Annotated in this window: 17 protein-coding genes; 7 read left to right on the top strand and 10 right to left on the bottom strand. The window is 53.2% G+C overall.

Features of this window, described 5'->3' with window-relative positions; all coding sequences use genetic code 11:
* Positions 1–136 precede the first annotated feature (136 nt).
* On the top strand, positions 137–1192 hold the full coding sequence (locus V5G20_RS23105) for a tetraprenyl-beta-curcumene synthase family protein (RefSeq protein WP_003391081.1): 1056 nt from the start codon (positions 137–139) through the stop codon (positions 1190–1192).
* 10 nt (positions 1193–1202) lie between these two features.
* Here V5G20_RS23105 and V5G20_RS23100 read toward each other — a convergent pair whose 3' ends face one another.
* The gene (locus V5G20_RS23100; protein WP_003391083.1) at positions 1203–1376 is read right to left on the bottom strand and encodes a YlaF family protein; all 174 of its coding nucleotides are present in this window, start codon (positions 1374–1376) and stop codon (positions 1203–1205) included.
* A gap of 118 nt (positions 1377–1494) precedes the next feature.
* Here V5G20_RS23100 and V5G20_RS23095 point away from each other — a divergent pair, with 118 nt between their 5' ends.
* Entirely contained in the window at positions 1495–2115 is a 621-nt protein-coding gene (locus V5G20_RS23095; protein ID WP_122958439.1) for a PilZ domain-containing protein, read from the top strand.
* Positions 2116–2174: 59 nt separating this feature from the next.
* On the opposite strand, the gene V5G20_RS23090 is transcribed toward V5G20_RS23095, so the two are convergent.
* Genes V5G20_RS23090 through V5G20_RS23080 form a run of 3 tightly spaced genes read right to left on the bottom strand, consistent with a single transcriptional unit; the run spans position 2175 to position 6403 of the window.
* Positions 2175–3425, bottom strand: a complete 1251-nt coding sequence (locus tag V5G20_RS23090; RefSeq protein WP_338462370.1) for an MFS transporter — start codon at positions 3423–3425, stop codon at positions 2175–2177.
* A 55-nt stretch (positions 3426–3480) separates the two neighbouring features.
* Positions 3481–4626 (bottom strand): winged helix-turn-helix domain-containing protein, encoded by a 1146-nt coding sequence (locus V5G20_RS23085; protein ID WP_338462368.1) that lies wholly within the window; start codon positions 4624–4626, stop codon positions 3481–3483.
* 1 nt (position 4627) lies between these two features.
* Positions 4628–6403, bottom strand: a complete 1776-nt coding sequence (locus tag V5G20_RS23080) for a sigma-54 interaction domain-containing protein (RefSeq protein ID WP_422387985.1) — start codon at positions 6401–6403, stop codon at positions 4628–4630.
* A 185-nt stretch (positions 6404–6588) separates the two neighbouring features.
* On the opposite strand from V5G20_RS23080, the gene V5G20_RS23075 reads away from it, so the two are divergent.
* On the top strand, positions 6589–7509 hold the full coding sequence (locus V5G20_RS23075) for a proline dehydrogenase family protein (protein ID WP_003391092.1): 921 nt from the start codon (positions 6589–6591) through the stop codon (positions 7507–7509).
* Between the two features lie 74 nt (positions 7510–7583).
* Here the strand turns inward: V5G20_RS23075 and V5G20_RS23070 are convergent, their stop codons facing one another.
* Positions 7584–8162 carry a spore coat protein gene (locus V5G20_RS23070; RefSeq protein WP_024985414.1) on the bottom strand — a complete coding sequence of 193 codons (579 nt, stop codon included), beginning with the start codon at positions 8160–8162 and terminating at the stop codon, positions 7584–7586.
* 107 nt (positions 8163–8269) lie between these two features.
* On the opposite strand from V5G20_RS23070, the gene V5G20_RS23065 reads away from it, so the two are divergent.
* On the top strand, positions 8270–9193 hold the full coding sequence (locus V5G20_RS23065; protein WP_031932130.1) for a DNA-3-methyladenine glycosylase 2: 924 nt from the start codon (positions 8270–8272) through the stop codon (positions 9191–9193).
* Between the two features lie 202 nt (positions 9194–9395).
* Positions 9396–10730 carry a branched-chain amino acid transport system II carrier protein gene (brnQ, locus tag V5G20_RS23060; protein ID WP_338462364.1) on the top strand — a complete coding sequence of 445 codons (1335 nt, stop codon included), beginning with the start codon at positions 9396–9398 and terminating at the stop codon, positions 10728–10730.
* Positions 10731–10750: 20 nt separating this feature from the next.
* Here brnQ and V5G20_RS23055 read toward each other — a convergent pair whose 3' ends face one another.
* The 3 genes from V5G20_RS23055 to V5G20_RS23045 all read right to left on the bottom strand — a co-directional run bounded on the left by V5G20_RS23055 (position 10751) and on the right by V5G20_RS23045 (position 12864).
* Positions 10751–11668, bottom strand: a complete 918-nt coding sequence (locus V5G20_RS23055) for a DMT family transporter (protein WP_338462362.1) — start codon at positions 11666–11668, stop codon at positions 10751–10753.
* A 177-nt stretch (positions 11669–11845) separates the two neighbouring features.
* The gene (locus V5G20_RS23050; protein ID WP_122958382.1) at positions 11846–12412 is read right to left on the bottom strand and encodes a GNAT family N-acetyltransferase; all 567 of its coding nucleotides are present in this window, start codon (positions 12410–12412) and stop codon (positions 11846–11848) included.
* The gene (locus V5G20_RS23045) at positions 12409–12864 is read right to left on the bottom strand and encodes a DinB family protein (RefSeq protein ID WP_003391106.1); all 456 of its coding nucleotides are present in this window, start codon (positions 12862–12864) and stop codon (positions 12409–12411) included. Before V5G20_RS23045 ends, V5G20_RS23050 begins: the two co-directional genes overlap by 4 nt.
* Positions 12865–13037: 173 nt before the next feature.
* Between V5G20_RS23045 and V5G20_RS23040 the strand changes: the two genes are divergently transcribed.
* Both V5G20_RS23040 and V5G20_RS23035 read left to right on the top strand, forming a co-directional pair.
* On the top strand, positions 13038–13460 hold the full coding sequence (locus V5G20_RS23040; protein ID WP_338463490.1) for a thioesterase family protein: 423 nt from the start codon (positions 13038–13040) through the stop codon (positions 13458–13460).
* Positions 13461–13764: 304 nt separating this feature from the next.
* Entirely contained in the window at positions 13765–14253 is a 489-nt protein-coding gene (locus V5G20_RS23035) for an HAD-IA family hydrolase (RefSeq protein WP_338462359.1), read from the top strand.
* Positions 14254–14318: 65 nt separating this feature from the next.
* Here V5G20_RS23035 and V5G20_RS23030 read toward each other — a convergent pair whose 3' ends face one another.
* Both V5G20_RS23030 and V5G20_RS23025 read right to left on the bottom strand, forming a co-directional pair.
* The gene (locus V5G20_RS23030) at positions 14319–15221 is read right to left on the bottom strand and encodes an ABC transporter ATP-binding protein (RefSeq protein WP_031932132.1); all 903 of its coding nucleotides are present in this window, start codon (positions 15219–15221) and stop codon (positions 14319–14321) included.
* Positions 15222–15905, bottom strand: coding sequence for an ABC transporter permease (locus V5G20_RS23025; protein ID WP_039071420.1), 684 nt, complete (start codon positions 15903–15905; stop codon positions 15222–15224). It abuts the gene before it with no gap.
* Between the last annotated feature and the right edge of the window lie 354 nt (positions 15906–16259).

Below are 16259 nucleotides of genomic sequence, written 5' to 3'. Positions count from 1 at the left end.
AGCGTCCAATCTTTTTGATCATGCCGGTATTTATGGTAAGATAGCACTATTAATAGAAAGAGAGCCTGCGCATGCCGATCAGGCAGCAAAGGCATGTGACACGGCGGAATCGCGCTGTCGGTTAGGAGGGAATTGCGTGAGGGAGCTACGACATCCGTGGCAATTGCTGTATCGGATGTATCGCCATGTGCAGCCGGTTTTGGAGCGGGAGTTTGACGCTTGGTATGGACGGGCCCAAAGAATTGAGGACCCGGAATTGCGCAAACAGGCGATGGCTAGCATGGAAAGCAAGAAGTTTCACTGTCAGGGAGGATGTGTTTACGCGGCACAGGTAGTACCTCACATCGAAGTGATTGTACCGCTAATCGTGGCCTACCAGACGATCAGCGACTATCTGGACAACCTGTGCGACCGGAGTACGTCGCTGGATCCCGTTGACTTCCGGCAGCTTCACGTATCCATGCAGGATGCGCTGACGCCGGGAGCGCCGCTGCAGGACTATTATCGATACCGGGACGAAAAGGACGATAGCGGTTTTCTCGCGGAGCTGGTTTTGGCTTGTCAGCGGTATACGGCACAACTGTCCGGCTATGAGAAAATCAAGCCGCATGTTCTGAGATTGTCTCGTCTATACAGCGATTTGCAAGTGTACAAGCATATTGCTCACGATCAGCGGGAAGCGCGGCTGCTCGCCTGGTGGGATGAGCACAAGGAAGAGAATTCCGAGCTGTACTGGCAGGAATTCGCTGCGGTAACGGGATCGACGATCAACATCTTTGCGCTGTTCTGCTTGGCGACGGACGAGGATGTCCCGGATGAGCAAATTCTTGCGATAAACGGGGCGTACTTTCCCTGGATCAGCGGCTTACATATTTTGCTTGATTACTTGATTGATATGGAAGAGGATCGGCTCGGCGGAGATTTGAATTTTGTCAGCTACTACACTTCCGAGCGGGAAGCTACCGAGCGGCTGCGGCATTTTATCAAGCAAGCAAAGGCAAGCGTAGACCGCTTGCCCAATCCGGATTTTCACCGTATGATCGTAGACGGACTGGTCGCCTTTTACCTGGTTGATCGCAAGGTAAACCGGAACCAGCCGCGCATATACACCATTGCCAGAGAACTGTTGAAACAGGCCAGGGGGTTGCCTTCAGTATTGTTCTACGTGAATAGTCTGCTCGTCAGGCGGTAGGGTCTCGGTTTTAACGCAAGTGCTTCCGCTTGTACGAAAAGCCATACCCCATCAGGGCGCAGGCACCGAGGATTCCTCCGATGACACCCAGCGGGCTGCGTTCACCGATAGCGACACCAACCCCGATGAAGCAGGCTGCTACGCCCAGAGCCAGCGTTAAGGTAACCCATTGATATCGATTCATCGGTCGTAACCTCCTATCTGTCAATGTTCCCATTATACCTTATTTTCCTTGAAAATGATTGAATTCCGTTAGCATGGAAGAAAGCAGCAAATCTTTACGTGAAGTGGTGGAGACTCGGATGGACAGCTTCTTACAAATAAAAAAAGGAAAGCAATTGTTCGAAGGCAGTGTCATCTATGAAGAAGGTGATTTGATCGAAGCCGTCTTCCCTGAGATTACAGAGGTAGTGGTGGGCGATCAGCTGCCATGTTTAATGACCGATAATTACGAGACAATCAGTAATTTTGAGGCGGTCGTTGTGGCGAAAGAGAAAAATCGCCTGTTTCTTTTCCATTCCCCGACTGTGATCGAATTTCGCGAACAAAGGCGTCGGTATCCCAGGTTCGACGTCGATATGAGTGGATGGATCAGGTATAAAGCGGACCCCGGACAGCATAGATTTTCTCTCCATACACAGAGGGTGGCCTTGATCAACCTGAGTCTGGGGGGACTGGCCCTGCGTGTGGACCGGCCAATCCCGCGCGAACAAACGATCACCTTTTCCACAGAACTGTACGGCCGCCATCGGGAAGACGGCGTGGTCCTGGCCGAGCTGCAGGTGATACACGAGAGAATGGAAGGGGGCTTTTACTTTTACGGCTGTAAAATCGTCCGTATTCAAGCGCGTTACTTCCATGCTCTGCGCAAGTATATCCTGCAGAGACAACTGGAAGAGCGACGCCATTTCTTTCCAGAATAAAATAAGCAGACGTCTGAATTGGTTCCTGGTGGACCAATTTTTTTGATTGTAACTCTTTCTCAACCCCAGCCTTGCAGGCTTTCGCTTTGTACCGATTTTCTTTTCCAAATGACTTTCTGCAGGAGGATGCCAGCTGCGCCGATGCCTCCGATGAGTATACCCGTCCACTGAAAGCTCAGGCTTACGCCCCATGTTTGAATGACGGCCCCGCCGAGCAGCGGCGCGACGATAAAAATAGAGCTGCTGAGCGAGTCGAGAATGCCGGTGACACGGCCGATCGTTTCCTTTGGCGTCTCTTTCTGCCGAAGGTAATTGGAGCCGACGGAGGCAAGACCTGTTCCAATCCCTCCGAGGAAAGCCGCCAGCAAGAGCCACGAGACCCCGCTTCCCGGCTGGTACAAGCCGGCCCACGTTACCATGACGCCGATCAAAAGCACGCCTCCGCCGAGGACCCAGCCGTACGAAACAATCTCTTTTAAGCGGGAAAGCCACATCACGGCAAACAAAGCTCCTACTCCAATCGCACTGATCATATAGCCCAAAAGCTCGGGCTGACCCGGTGCCTTTTCACGCAGGATGACGACAAACTGCGCGTCAACGAGCTGGATGGCCGTGAGCGAAACGAGAAAAAAGAGCGTACTAAAAAATAGCGTACGGTTGTGCAAAAGAATGCGCCAGCCCTCCAGCCAGGTCGCGATCCAGCTTGTATGTTCCGGGGTCTCTGCGGTGTTGGTTTCCCCCTGCGCAGACTCGCGTATGCTCCCGATCCCAAGCAAGCAGGCAGCAGAGCCCAAAAAGCTGAGCGCGTTGATCAGAAGGCAGACAGCAGGCGAGACAAAGGCGGCAGCGATCCCGCCCAAAAGCGGACCGATCAGCTTTCCCGACTGAAACACGCTCCCGTTCAGCGAAGCCGCCTGGAGCAGCTGGTCTTCAGAAACGACATGACGGGTAAGCGCCTGATGGGCTGGAGCATAAAAGATTTCAGCCGTCGAGCGGATCAGCACGATGCCGAGCAGCCACCAGGGGTTGGGCGCGAGGATCAACAGAAGAGTCAAACCAAATCGAATCAAGTCCGTGATGATCATCACCTTCAGCTTGCCGAAACGATCTGCGGCAATCCCGGCGAACTGGCTCAAAAAAACGCTGGGCAGCGCGTACGCCAGAGGCAGCAAGGCGAGTGTCATCGGTTCGGCTTTCCAGACGTAGCCGAGCAGCATGGACAGGGCGATGAAATCGAACCAATCGCCCAGCGTAGAAAGCCCGTAAGCGGCAAACATTTTGGCAAATACGCGGTTTTTCAAAAGCATCATGAACAATTCCCCCTTTTCCTTGACGTTAGAATAAGGGGGAATTGTCAGAGCAATATCAGAGATGGCGGGCAAAGACATCGACTAATTGACGCCGCAGAAGTGGAAATTGGTACTCTTCGCTTACCCGGGCCCACTCTTTTTTGTACTTCTGCTGCCAGACGCTGTCGACTGGGAAGGCTTGAAAGAAGCGGTCAATTTTGCGGACAGCAAAAAGGTAGTGGGGAATAAAGCGGGTCCGCTGCAAAATCTCGATGCCTTTATCCAAAGACAGCCGCCCCTGTTCAGGAAGACCCTGCAGATATTGCCACATGCCTTCTAAAATGACCAGCATTCCCTGCTCGCGCTGCATCGGTTTTGCAGCGAGCAAAGCGTTTGCTTGCGTAAAGGCTTCCTCTGCCCCGGCTACATCCTGCCGATCCAGCAGATAGCAGATGTGCTGAAACAGAAAGGTCAACGTATAGCTAGGCGACTGAATTCTGGCGACAATCTTCTCAACCTTTTGAATCTGGTCGGCAGCTTGCTGCCATTGCTTGGCCTCAACGAGGAGCGAGATCATGTTGATCTGAAGCTCTTCTTCCCACAAGCCTGGCAACTGCTGCTTGCCGTCAACGATCCGCTTGTAGAGGTCCAATACTTTTGCGGAGTCTTCCTCTGCAATGAAGTAGAGATGGGCCAAATAGAACAGCTTCTCGTTGAAGGGGAGGTCCGATGTGGTCAAAAACCACCGGAAATCCCCTGAGACAAAACGCAAATAAACAGCGTAGAACGGGTCCAGCTCAAACCCGAGCACGTCCTTGTTTGCCGACAGCGTTTGCATCGCAGCCCCCATCCCGAGACCGTGATACATCTCCAGCATGTGCCTGACATGTCCCGCGAATTCACGATTGTTCTCGAGCAGATTTTGCCCTTTCGGCTCTTTCCAGGTGAGCCGGTAGCCCATCCCCCGCACCGTCTCGATGGTCAACAGATGCCGCCACCCATGCAGTTTTTTGCGCAGACGATAAACGTGATCATCCACTGTCCGGTCCGTCGGCATCTCGTCTTGTCCCCATACCAGATCGAGCAGATCGCTGCGGCGGAAGACCTGATTGCGCCTCGTATAGAGAAAGCGCAGAAGCGCGTATTCCCTTGGCAAAAGGGCTATTCTCTCGCTATTTAGGCACACCTCATAAGCGTCATCGTAAAAATGGAGCGTCGCCACTTCAGAATCCCTCATCAATTCCGTATTTTTTCATTTTGTTGTACAGCGTTCCCCGGGAAAATCCCAAAAGAACCGCGGCCGCTTTTTTGTTCCCGTAAGTTCGTTCCAACGCAGCCAGAATCCGCTCCTTTTCACTACCGCCGGGCTCGAAGCCAGGGCGCGATGCGGCATATGACGCAGAAGCGATGGGATGAGTGTCTGCTGAAGAGAACCTCGGCTGTGGAATAACAGGCTGTTCGAGCTGCTGCATCCTGATCGAGGAGGGGAGCTGATCGTATAAGATCAAACCGTTTTCCTGCAGGATGGACAGCCGCTCGATCACGTTGCGCAGCTGCCGGATATTTCCCGGCCAGCTGTAGTCGTACAAGGCTTGCATCACCTCGGGGGAGACCCGTGGCACCGGATGTTCGTGAGCGATTGCATACTCATGCAGGAAGATCTGCACCAGCTCGGGAATATCCTCGCGCCGCTCGCGCAAGGAAGGGATTTCCAGCGTAAAGACGTTTAACCGGTAGTAAAGGTCTTCGCGGAAGAGCCCATCTGCGACCATTTTTTCCAGCTGCCGGTTGGTAGCGGCGACGATCCGGGTATTGACCGTGATCGGTTCCGTACCGCCGACGCGATAAAATTGACGTTCTTGCAGGGCGCGCAGCAGCTTCACCTGAAGCTCAAGCGGCAGTTCGCCAATCTCGTCGAGGAACAGCGTCCCTCCATGGGCCAGCTCCAGCTTCCCGGGCTTGCCCTTCTTTTCCGCACCTGTAAAAGCGCCGCCCTGATAGCCGAACAGCTCGCTCTCGAACAGCGCTGCGGGGATCGCGCCACAGTTGATCGCGATAAACGGTTTGTCTCTTCTGCGGCTGGCCTGGTGAATCGCCTGGGCGAACAGTTCTTTTCCTACGCCGCTTTCGCCGTTTATCAGGACGGTGGCATCCGTCTGCGCCACTTTGCGGGCAGCCTGTATCGCAGTCTGGATAGAGGCGGAGTGTCCTTTGATCGGAAAAAATGGATCGTCGGCAGGATGAAAGCGGCTCATCTCCTGCTGCAGGTTGTGCAGGTGGGCAGTCGTATGGGCAAGCTCCTCATTTAAGCGGACCAATTCGGTAATGTCCTGCTCGATCGAAATGGCGCCGATGATTTCGTTTTCCCGGCGGATGGGAGCGGCATTGATCAGCACATGGCGGTCTGGCCTCGGAACGTGGTAGAGGCGGTAGACGGTCTCCCCTTGCTTAAGGGCATCCAGCAGACGGATCGATTCGCTGGCAAAATGCACGTCCAGACGGGTCCCGACCACCTGACTCCGGTCGATTTCATAAATTTTTTCGGCGGCGGGGTTCCAATACTGGACGACATTATCGGTATCCACAATCGTGATCGCTTCACTCATCGTATCGAGCAAAGTTTTGAGCAGGATAGCCTGATTGCCTGCGATGGAGACGAAGGCTCCAAGCAAGCGCTTTGCTTCCACAAACCCGCTCACATGTCCCTCGTTGTTGACGGTGACAATGTCGGGCGCAAAGGCGCTGTCGTCGGCTTCAGCCAACAGTCTTTTTCCGGCATCAGCCATAGACATCGCTTCCGGCAAGATGAGCACGGGTGACTCCTGATCGTTTATCCGCAGCAGACCTACACCCGGCGTGATTCCCTCGCGTATACTGACCAGAGCAGGATCGATGGGCCTTGCCAGGCTGGAAATACGGGCATCCAATGAAAACAGCGGTTTCAAATCCTCACTTCCAATCCACACTAAGAGATAGGAAAACGGTTTCAATCTTTTCATGTACGTCTTATGTCGGATCTTGTCTAAGCAAAAGTGTACAACAATAAACACATTCTGTACATATGTGTAAAAATGGTGAACAACCAGGAAAGAAATTGTTGTTTTTTTTTCGAATTTGTGGTGTTGGCACGGTTTATGCTAATAAAATCTCGCAGATGTATTGTTGAGGAGGAGACAGATTTACGATGGAACAACTTATGAAGGACTTTTTCCTGTTCCTTTCCAAGAACAAAGCGTTGAATGCTGCTGCGAAAAAATGGGGGTTGCGGTTCGGAGCCAACCGTTTTGTTTCGGGTGAAACGATTGACGAGGCGATCAAGAAGGTCCGCGAATTGAATCAGAAAGGGCTTGTCTGCACGCTGGACCATTTGGGCGAGTTCGTATTCAGCACGGAAGAGGCAAATGAGTCGGCTGACTACTGCATCAAAACATTGGAAGCGATTCACAAGTCCGGTGTCGATTGCAACCTTTCTCTGAAAATGACGAGTCTCGGTCTGGATATCAGCCGCGAGCTGTGCATGACCAACATGCGCCGCATTCTCGATTATGCCAAGAACCACGGAAATATTTTTGTCCGGATCGATATGGAGGACTATGCCCATAAAAATATTACCCTGGAAATCCTGCACGAGCTTTTGCAGGATTACGACAACGTCGGAACTGTCATTCAGGCGTACCTGTACGATTCCGCTGCTGACATCGAGGGTGTAAAAGAGAAAAAGGTCAACCTGCGTCTCGTAAAAGGGGCGTACAAGGAATCGCCTGAGGTGGCGTTCCCGAACAAAGCCGATGTGGATGAGAACTACAAAAAAATCATCAAGCAGCACCTGCTGAATGGCTGCTATGCTGCTGTAGCCACTCACGATGACGCGATCATCGACTACGTGAAAAAGCTGGAAAAGGAATACAACATTCCGCGCACGCAATTTGAATTCCAGATGCTGTACGGCATCCGTGTGCAATCGCAGATCGATCTGGCGCGCGAAGGCTACAAGATGCGTGTATACGTGCCATACGGCAGCGACTGGTACGGCTATTTCATGCGCCGTCTGGCAGAACGCCCGGCTAACGTTGCTTTTGTCTTGAAAGGGATGTTCACGAAGTAATCGGACAGCTATCGTTGCTTTGCAAAAACGCACCCGTCTCCAAAAAAGGGGACAAAGGGTGCGTTTTTTGCCGTTTATGGCTGTTGCTGATAGGCTTCCATCGGCTGATGATACGGAACCTGCTGGTACACCAGCCCGAGTGTCGAGACAGCCTGCGGAGGTGCCATCGTGACGGCGTACCAGCCTTTTTTGACCATGTACTGCCACACTTCAAACGATTGATGGGAACACATCCGGAATGCATCCTCGAGGAAAATGCGCAGCTGCGGAGTCGTCGTCTCAAAGGCTGACCAGGCGTATTCCCGTCCTGCCCGCTTCAACGTCAGCAGATACGAGGTGGCAATCGCGCGGTCATCCAGTTGAGCAAGCTTTACTTGGGGCTGTATCGGCTGATATTGATGGCCGGGAGCAGGTGTGAAGGCTTGTCCTGTAATCGCCGGGACATTCAATTGATCGCGGGAGCCCATCTGCTGTGTGACAAATTCTACCTTCATGTTGTAGTCTTGTACATGAACCGAGTAATGGCGCTGAATCATCGAGCGCAGCTCCGGGTCCTGAGCCTGGTTGATGAACAAGGCCATGCTTTGGATCGAGTTGGTGCAGCTCATCAGCAGTTCGTTTAATTCGGCTGCTTCATGAGAGGCAAGGCGCATGCAAAATCTCTCCTTCTGGCAGTAGTCCGGCAAATGCCTGTCATAGTATGCCCAGTTGCTCCTGTTTCATTTTTCCAATGGATTGAAAAGAGAGGTGTAATCTACCCGTGAGCAGCCAAATCATTCAACTAAAGGCCCCCTATTCGTTTGAGCGGCTTTTAAGGCGGCTTGAGACCCATCCCGACCCGCAAATAAAGGTAGTCTTCGAGCAAAAATCGCTTCAGCGGGTATTTCGTGTAAACAACCGTCCCATTTTGGCCAGCATCCGTTTCACAGGCGAGCTGGACCATCCGAGCCTTTCCTGGGAGACAAGCGCGGCATTGAGTGCCGCCGAGGCAGCGGGGCTGGAGAAACACATCCGGCATATGTTCAGTGCAGATGTGGATCTGGCTCCACTCTACGCGCTTATGCAGGCAGATGCCAAACTGGCTCCGCTCGCAGAACGGTTTCGCGGACTGCGTTTTGTACTGGATGACGACCTGTTTCAATCGATGGTCAAGACGATTATCGGGCAGCAGATCAACCTCGCTTTTGCAGCGACATTGACCGAGAGGCTCTTGGAGCTTGCGGGTGAAAGCGTCCAGGATGCAGAGGGCACTCTCCACTATGCCTTTCCCGCCGCTGACCGGATTGCAGTCATGGAGCCGGAGGCACTGCGCCCCCTGCAGTTTAGCCAGAGAAAAGCGGAATACATCATCGATTTGGCACGAGCGGTCGTGAATGGCCGTGTAGACCTGGAGGGACTGTGGAAAATGGACGAGCAGGAAATTATGGCCACGCTTACCCCGCTTAGGGGGATTGGCAAGTGGACTGTCGAGTGCATGATGATGTTCGGCATGGGGCGGCCCGATCTGCTTCCTGTAGCAGATATCGGACTGAAAAACGGGATGCAGCTTGTTTACCAGTTGGAGGCAAGACCGGATGAAGCTGAAATGAGAAGGATCGGGGAGAGCTGGGCACCCTGGCGCAGCTATGTCTCCTTGTACGTATGGGAAACAGTCGGGGCTCTGAAGCGGAAAGAAGCCTGGTAATCACCAAATCGGTCAGTGAAGCAAAGCTTGCAAGCCGCTTGATCGGATGCAGGCTTTTTTGTTGATATGACAGCGTTTGTCCGTGTGTTGGAAAAAAATATATTTGAAAAAGATCTTAATACGTACTATAATCTGTGTTCAGTTACATTATAAAAAACTTTCGCAAAATTTAAAAACAAGAAAGGCAATTGGAGAGGAAAATATGAAAGAATTATCCAAAAAGGAAACCATATCGATAGGACTCATGCTATTTGCCTTGTTCTTCGGAGCGGGGAATATGATTTTTCCACCGGCATTGGGGCAATCCGCCGGGACAAATGTCTGGATTGCCATGCTCGGTTTTATCATAACCGGAGTGGGGCTGCCGCTGATGGGCGTGGTGGCTGTCAGCCTCGGCGGAGGGAGTCTGTCCGCACTGGCTGGCCGCGTTCATCCGGTATTTGGCGTACTGTTTACGGTTGTCGTCTACTTGGCGATCGGCCCGTTTCTGGCGCTTCCCCGCACAGGGACGGTTACGTTTGAAATGGGGGTATTGCCGTTTTTGCCCGAGTCGGTGAAAGGCAGTTGGGTACCGCTGTTTATCTGCACCGTGGTCTTCTTTGCCCTGACCTACTGGCTTTCCCTGCATCCGTCGAAATTGGTGGATCGCATCGGGAAAATTCTGACACCGGCGCTTCTGCTGATTATTGCGGTCATGTTTTTCCAGGGAGTGACACATCCGATCGGCGATGTGGGAGCACCTGCCGAAGCATATCAATCGACACCGTTTTTCAAAGGCTTTTTGGAAGGGTATTTGACCCTTGATGCGCTGGCTGCAATGGTCTTCGGAATCGTCGTCACGACTGCGATCAAGGAACTTGGCATCACTGACCGCGCGAAATTGTCTCTGTCTACGATCAAAGCCGGCATTATTGCGGCAACCGGCCTGGCCCTGGTTTATCTGGCGCTCGGCTACCTTGGCGCTACCAGCAAGACATTGGGTGCCTCGGACAACGGAGGGCAAATCCTGACTGCTGTCGTCCAATACTTGTTTGGCTCGATGGGATCTTTGCTGCTTGGCCTGGCTGTTACACTCGCCTGCATCACGACATCGGTCGGTCTGGTGACTGCCTGCAGCCGATTTTTCTCGGATCGCTTTCCGGTTGTATCTTACAAAACGATGGTCGCGGTCTTGTGCGTGTTCAGCACAGCCGTAGCCAATGTAGGGTTGACCCAGCTTATTGCCTTGTCCGTACCAGTGCTTGTTGCCATCTATCCGCTGGCAATCGTGCTGATGCTGCTGTCCTTTTTGCACCGGGTATTCAGAGGATATTCTTCGGTTTACATCGGGGCAATCGTCACTACTGCAGCTGTCAGCCTGACGGATGGACTGAAGCAGCTCGGCGTTCCGATGGACGCGATAACTGCGCTGTATAAACACCTGCCGCTTTACGCGGAGGGGATCGGTTGGCTTCTGCCAGCATTCGTCGGAGGAATGCTTGGCTACCTTTGGGGAAGCCTTCGCCAGGGAAGTACGAAACAGAAAACCATCTACTAGGAAAAAACAAACGGCACACCCTAATCGGGTGTGCCTGCTTTTTGCTTGGCAGCAGATTGTTGGAGATTGGAAAGCGCGACGCCCAAAAAGATAAAGACTGCGCCGGCGAAAAATCCAATGCCGAGATGTTCTCCAAGCAGAAGCCAGCCCAGAGCAGCGCCGACGATCGGCTGAACGAAGAAAAATCCAGCTCCGCTACCCGCCTGGAGCAGTTCAAAGCCTTTATTCCACAGGTAAAAGGCGCCTGCCGTAGAGATAATCCCGATATACAGGACACCGGCCCAGATTTTCCAGCTGAAATCCCAGGATACAGCTGTGACGGACAGCTCCCACACCATGACCGGACTGGTAAAGATGAGACCAAACAGAGCGACATACGTCGTTACCGCCAAAGAGGAGTAGCGCAAAGTCGCCTTTTTGCTCATGACCGTATACAGCCCCCAGCTCACCGCGGCGACCAGAAGAATGAGGTTGCCGAGCAGGGAAGATTGGGCGTCCGCCTCGTCGGGAAAACCGATCACAATCAGGACACCGATCGTAGCCAGCAGGATGCCCGCGAGCTGCAGCTTGTGGATGCGCTCTTTTAGCAGCCAGACGGCAAACAGCGCGATGAAGGCCGGGGAAGCAGCGGTAATCAGCGCTCCCATGTGCGCCGTCGAAAGCTTGGTCCCCAAAAATTGCGCGCCGATCGAAATTGTCACTCCGACAAACGCGATCGCCATGATCATGGGAAAATCCTGTTTGGCGATGAACTCGCGCCGTGCCACTACAAATACCCCCAACACGACGGAAGCAATGGCAAAACGGATAATCAAGAGCGTAAATGGCGGAATTTCTTCCAGCACTACCTTGCTTACCACATAGACGCCGCCCCAAATGGCTGCTGCCAAAGTCAGGCAAAGTGCTCCAAACAACTGCTGTTTCCACATCGCATTCATATCAACGTGCCCCTCCCGGAAAAATGGTACTGTTTCTTTTCCGTAGCCGGGGGGACGATTTCACACATTCCCTCTCCGACTAGGTGAGGAGAACGACGGGTACATCACATTCAAAACGCGGACGTGCGAGCATGGTTTCACCTCCTTTAAAGGACAAAGCTGTGCTGGGGAACGCGGTCAATCCGTAATTTGCTTGGCCAGGAGCAGGACAGGCTGGGTCAAGCGTCCGACGGGAGCCGTGACCTGGCGATACTGTTCAAAGCCGAGCTTTCCCCAAAAACGGAGAGTCTGCTCGTCCTCGGCAATTACGCCGAGATGGAGCTGTGAGCACCCTTGCTCTGCACAGTATTGCTCCAAAAGCGAGCAAGCCTCGCGACCAAAGCCTTGGCCTTGGCAATCCCGGTGAATGAGAAACAGGCCAATCCACCCTTTTCCCGGGGAAGGATGAGCTGTGGAGAAGTGAACAACCCCGATAATCTTCGGTTCCGGCTTGGCGGCGTGAGCGGTCTGTGCAGTTTCTGCGGTCTGAGCAGTCTCTACAGTCTTTACGATCATCCAATGGCCGGAAGGAATATCCAGCATCGCCTTGTACTCCTGCTCAAGCTCTGCCAGGCTAAGCGCGGCAGTTCCGTTTCGCCAAAGATTGTAGGCGGGGTGACTGTTGTACACTTCCAGCACAGCACCCAGGTCATCCGGGGTCATCTCCCGAAGCCATACATGTTTTCCTTGAAGCAAAAGACTCACCGTTTGCCTCCGTATTTGCGGATCAGCCCGATCTGGCCCGCGTGATACCCTGTATGGTAGATCAGCCGGCCCAACGCTTGCCGGGGGGATAATGTTCCGATCGGAGCTTCCACAGGGTGGTCCCAGGCTTCGCTGGGCAGTTGACGAAGTGATTCCAGCAAGTATGCATACGACTGTTCGCGGAATGCAAGCAGAGCGGAAAGGTCGGTAAATTGACCCTCATCCTTTACCGGTCCAATCGTGTCCAAGGTTACCGTATTTGGCAGCGGGCGGCCAAAAAACATCAGGCAAAAACGATACTCGACTTCTGCGATGTGCCGGATCAGGAACCCGACAGAATTGGAGCCGTCAGCCAGCTTCCAGACCAGCTCGCCCTCGGTGAGATTGGCGAGAGCATCCTGGTAGCGGGAGCGCGCCATCTGCAGTGCAGGCAGCAGCATTTGTTCAAACATCGGCATCTTCCCTTCCGTGTCCGTACTGTAAGCGTTTGTGTTAGCTCTATTATAGTGAAGACTGAAACAAAATACAGCCGCATCCTTCGGAATATTCCGAAATAGATTCCGAGTGAATGTTCACTCAGTTGTTTTGTTTCGGTATACTAGGGGAAAAGAAGGGAGCGATGAGTATGCAGCAGCACTTGTTTGATCTGGTTGTCCGTTCTACCGATATTGATTTTATCGGGCATGTAAACAACGCCAAGTACTTGGAATATATGGAGTGGGCGCGCTTTGACTGGATTTGCCAAAGGGGGTTTACACTAGACGAGCTGCAGCGCAGAGGACTGATGCCGGTAGTGGTGAACATCAATATCAACTACCGTAGGGAGCTTCGCATGCTTGAGCAGGTGCAGGTGCGGACGCGGGTGCTGGGGATCGGCGAGAAAAGCTATGTCATCCGGCACGAGCTGTACAAGGAGAAGGGGGAGCTTGCAGCCGATGCCGATGTGACGATGGTGATGATCGATGCGAAGACGCGCCGCTCGGTAGCGTTGCCGGAAGATTGGCTGGGCGAATTGGCAAAGGCTGCGGAGGGTGAGCAGGAGGGGTAAAAGCTTCTTCGCAGAGGAAAAAGGAAACGGCGATCCGGTACGGGCGAAATGGTAGAATGAAAGAAGCATACCAGGAAGCAAGGAGGCCGTATTTCCGTGAGTAAGAAAGAATACAAGCTGATCCTGTTTGACCTCGATGATACGCTGTTTGACTATTCGCAGAGCTGGGAGTCGGGGATGCGCCTGACCATCCGCGGGTCTGAATGAAGACGACTTTTTTTGCAAGCTGAAAACATACAGCGATGAGCTGTGGCCGGATTTCACGGAGAACCGGATTTCGCTGCGGGAGTATCGCCACCAACGGATGGAGAAGGCCACTGCCGACTTTGGACGTGCTGCGAAGCCGGAGGAGATGGATGATTTTCAGAATATGTTTATGTCGGCTTGCTTTGAGGTGATCGCGCCAGTTCCGGTTGTGGAGGAATGCTTGAGCAAGCTTGCCGAACGTTGCCGGCTCGGCATCGTGACAAACGGACCGGAGGATATGGCCTATACCAAGCTGGAGCGGCTCGGCCTGTCCAGGCTCTTTCCGAAAGAAACGATCGTCATCTCTGAAGTCGTCGGCTATCACAAACCGGATTGGCGGATTTTTTCAGCGGCATTGCGGCTTTTCGACGCCAAACCGGAAGAGACGCTGTTTGTCGGAGACAACTGGGAAGCTGACGTCGCCGGAGCGATTGAGGCAGGGATGGACGCAGTCTGGATCAATCCGGGCAAGCTTCAGCCGGCTACCGGCCACGTGCCGCTCGCTGTCGTGGAGCGGTTGGAACAGTTGGCGGACATCCTCACCTGAAATGTCACGAAAAAGGGGGCAGTGCCCCCTGGCTACTCCTCTAGGAAGCTACTCCATCCAAGAAGCTACTCCTCCAGGAAGATCCGCTCGAGCGAAGGCTCGTCCCCGCAGACGTGGTAAATATCGACTCCCGCATGGACGAAAGCGCGAATCAGCGCGGCCACCTTTCGTTTGTCATCGACCTCAAGGGAAAGAGCCTCCTCCCGCCATTCGAGGTGTTTGCCCAGTCCTTCCACAAACGAAACCAGTTCATACGGCTTGTCGGCCAACGCTGCATGGCGCACAGTAACGGTACGCCAACTGCGATGCTTGGCCTGCAGCTCGGAAAGACTGCCCGCTGCAGCAATCGTGCCTGCTTTCATGATCGCCATGCGGGTGCAGATTTTTTCGATCTCATGCAGATTGTGCGAGGTCATGAAGATCGTCCGTCCTTCTTTTTGCAAACGCAGCAGCAACTGCTGGATTTGAAGCGAGGACTCCACATCCACTCCAGAGGTAGGCTCGTCTAAAAACAGCAGCTCCGGGTCACCTAGGAGCGCTTGCGCAATGCCGAGCTTCTTTTTCATACCGAAGGAAAACGCCTTGGCCCTCTTCCCGGCATGCTCGGCCAATCCCACTTCTTCCAGGATGCGGTCGCACTCCTTCTTCGTGACGCGTATTCCTTTCACACGGCTCAGGTACAACAGATGATCTCTGGCCGTCAGTGAATCATAAAAGGTGGAGTAATCCGGCAGTACACCGATCCTGCGTTTCCACTCCGCGGTGTTTCCGTCTCCGTCAAACAGGCGAATGGTCCCCGAAGAGGGACGGACAATACCGGTCAGCATGTTGATAAAGGTGGATTTTCCGGCTCCGTTTTTTCCTAGAAAGCCGAAAATTTCATTTTGCTGTACGGTGAGCGACACGGAATTGACAATCGTTCGTTCCCCGAATCGCTTGGTTAACTGGACAGTCTCTATAAGCGGCATTTAAAAATCCCTCCTTTGAAACAGCAAGGCAGAGGCGGCGAGAAAGAGAAGCGCATAGAGCCAGATCACGCCGATGTACGCTTCGCCTTTTTCCAAATACGCATAAGGCAGCAAATAGCCGATCCACTTGGCGGCAGGCTGGCTGGAGGCAAGCGTCCAGATGCCGAGAATCGGGAGGAATAAACCGAGAATGATCCCCCCGAACATGGTGTAGCTGGGACGGGCGATCAGCACAGAAAGCAACAGGCACAACGAAACGCTGTACACCAGCATGGACATGCACTCCAGGAAGGTCTTCTCATCAAAAGTATGGACAGAGGCCAAGACTGTTCCAAAGGTGACCAGCATGCAGCACAGCCAGAAAAGCAGAACGCCGAAACATTTGCCCAGCACAATGCGGAAGCGGGAAGTGCGGGTGACTAAAAAACGGACGGTCCGACTGGATACTTCCCGGTTGATCATGTCATGCGATAATCCAAAGACAAACAAAGGGCCAAACAGCATGACCAAGGCAAAAACGCCGAGCGCATGGCCCTCTGTCAGCTCATGCTGGGAGATGAAGCCGGCGGCCTGGTTGACCAGATCGGACACCCAGTACGATACGCCGGCAATAAAAGCGATGGTGATCAGGGATTTGACGCTTCGAAACAGTCGGATAAATTCGTGAATGCAGATAGCCCACATGGTTTCCACTCTCCTTTCACCGTCAGTGTAAAGGAGCAACCTTATCAGCACCGAATGTCTGCCTTACCATTTCCTTAACGCTCGGTGTCAGCAGCCGTGGAAGGATGACAGGGAGGGGGGGCGGAGCGGAAAAATTGCAGCGTGTTGTGAAAAAAGCAAGCAGTGACCGTAGTTGCCCAGTAAACGTAAAGGACGCAGATCCCATGAGACCTGCGTTCCGAAAAGTGAAGCGATGCAGAGCTTCCATCGCCTTGGCCTGTTTTCCATGAGCCGGTAATGGCTGCTCCGTATTTTCCCGCCTAATCATCGCTTCTGGACGAATGATTGAGCAGTTTTGTCCCTTGGAATGTTCTC

This window comes from Brevibacillus borstelensis, from assembly GCF_036700025.1.
Taxonomy (GTDB): Bacteria; Bacillota; Bacilli; order Brevibacillales; family Brevibacillaceae; genus Brevibacillus; species Brevibacillus borstelensis.
The sequence above is the reverse complement of the archived record's forward strand: the minus strand, read 5'-3'. Positions and strand labels throughout refer to the sequence as shown.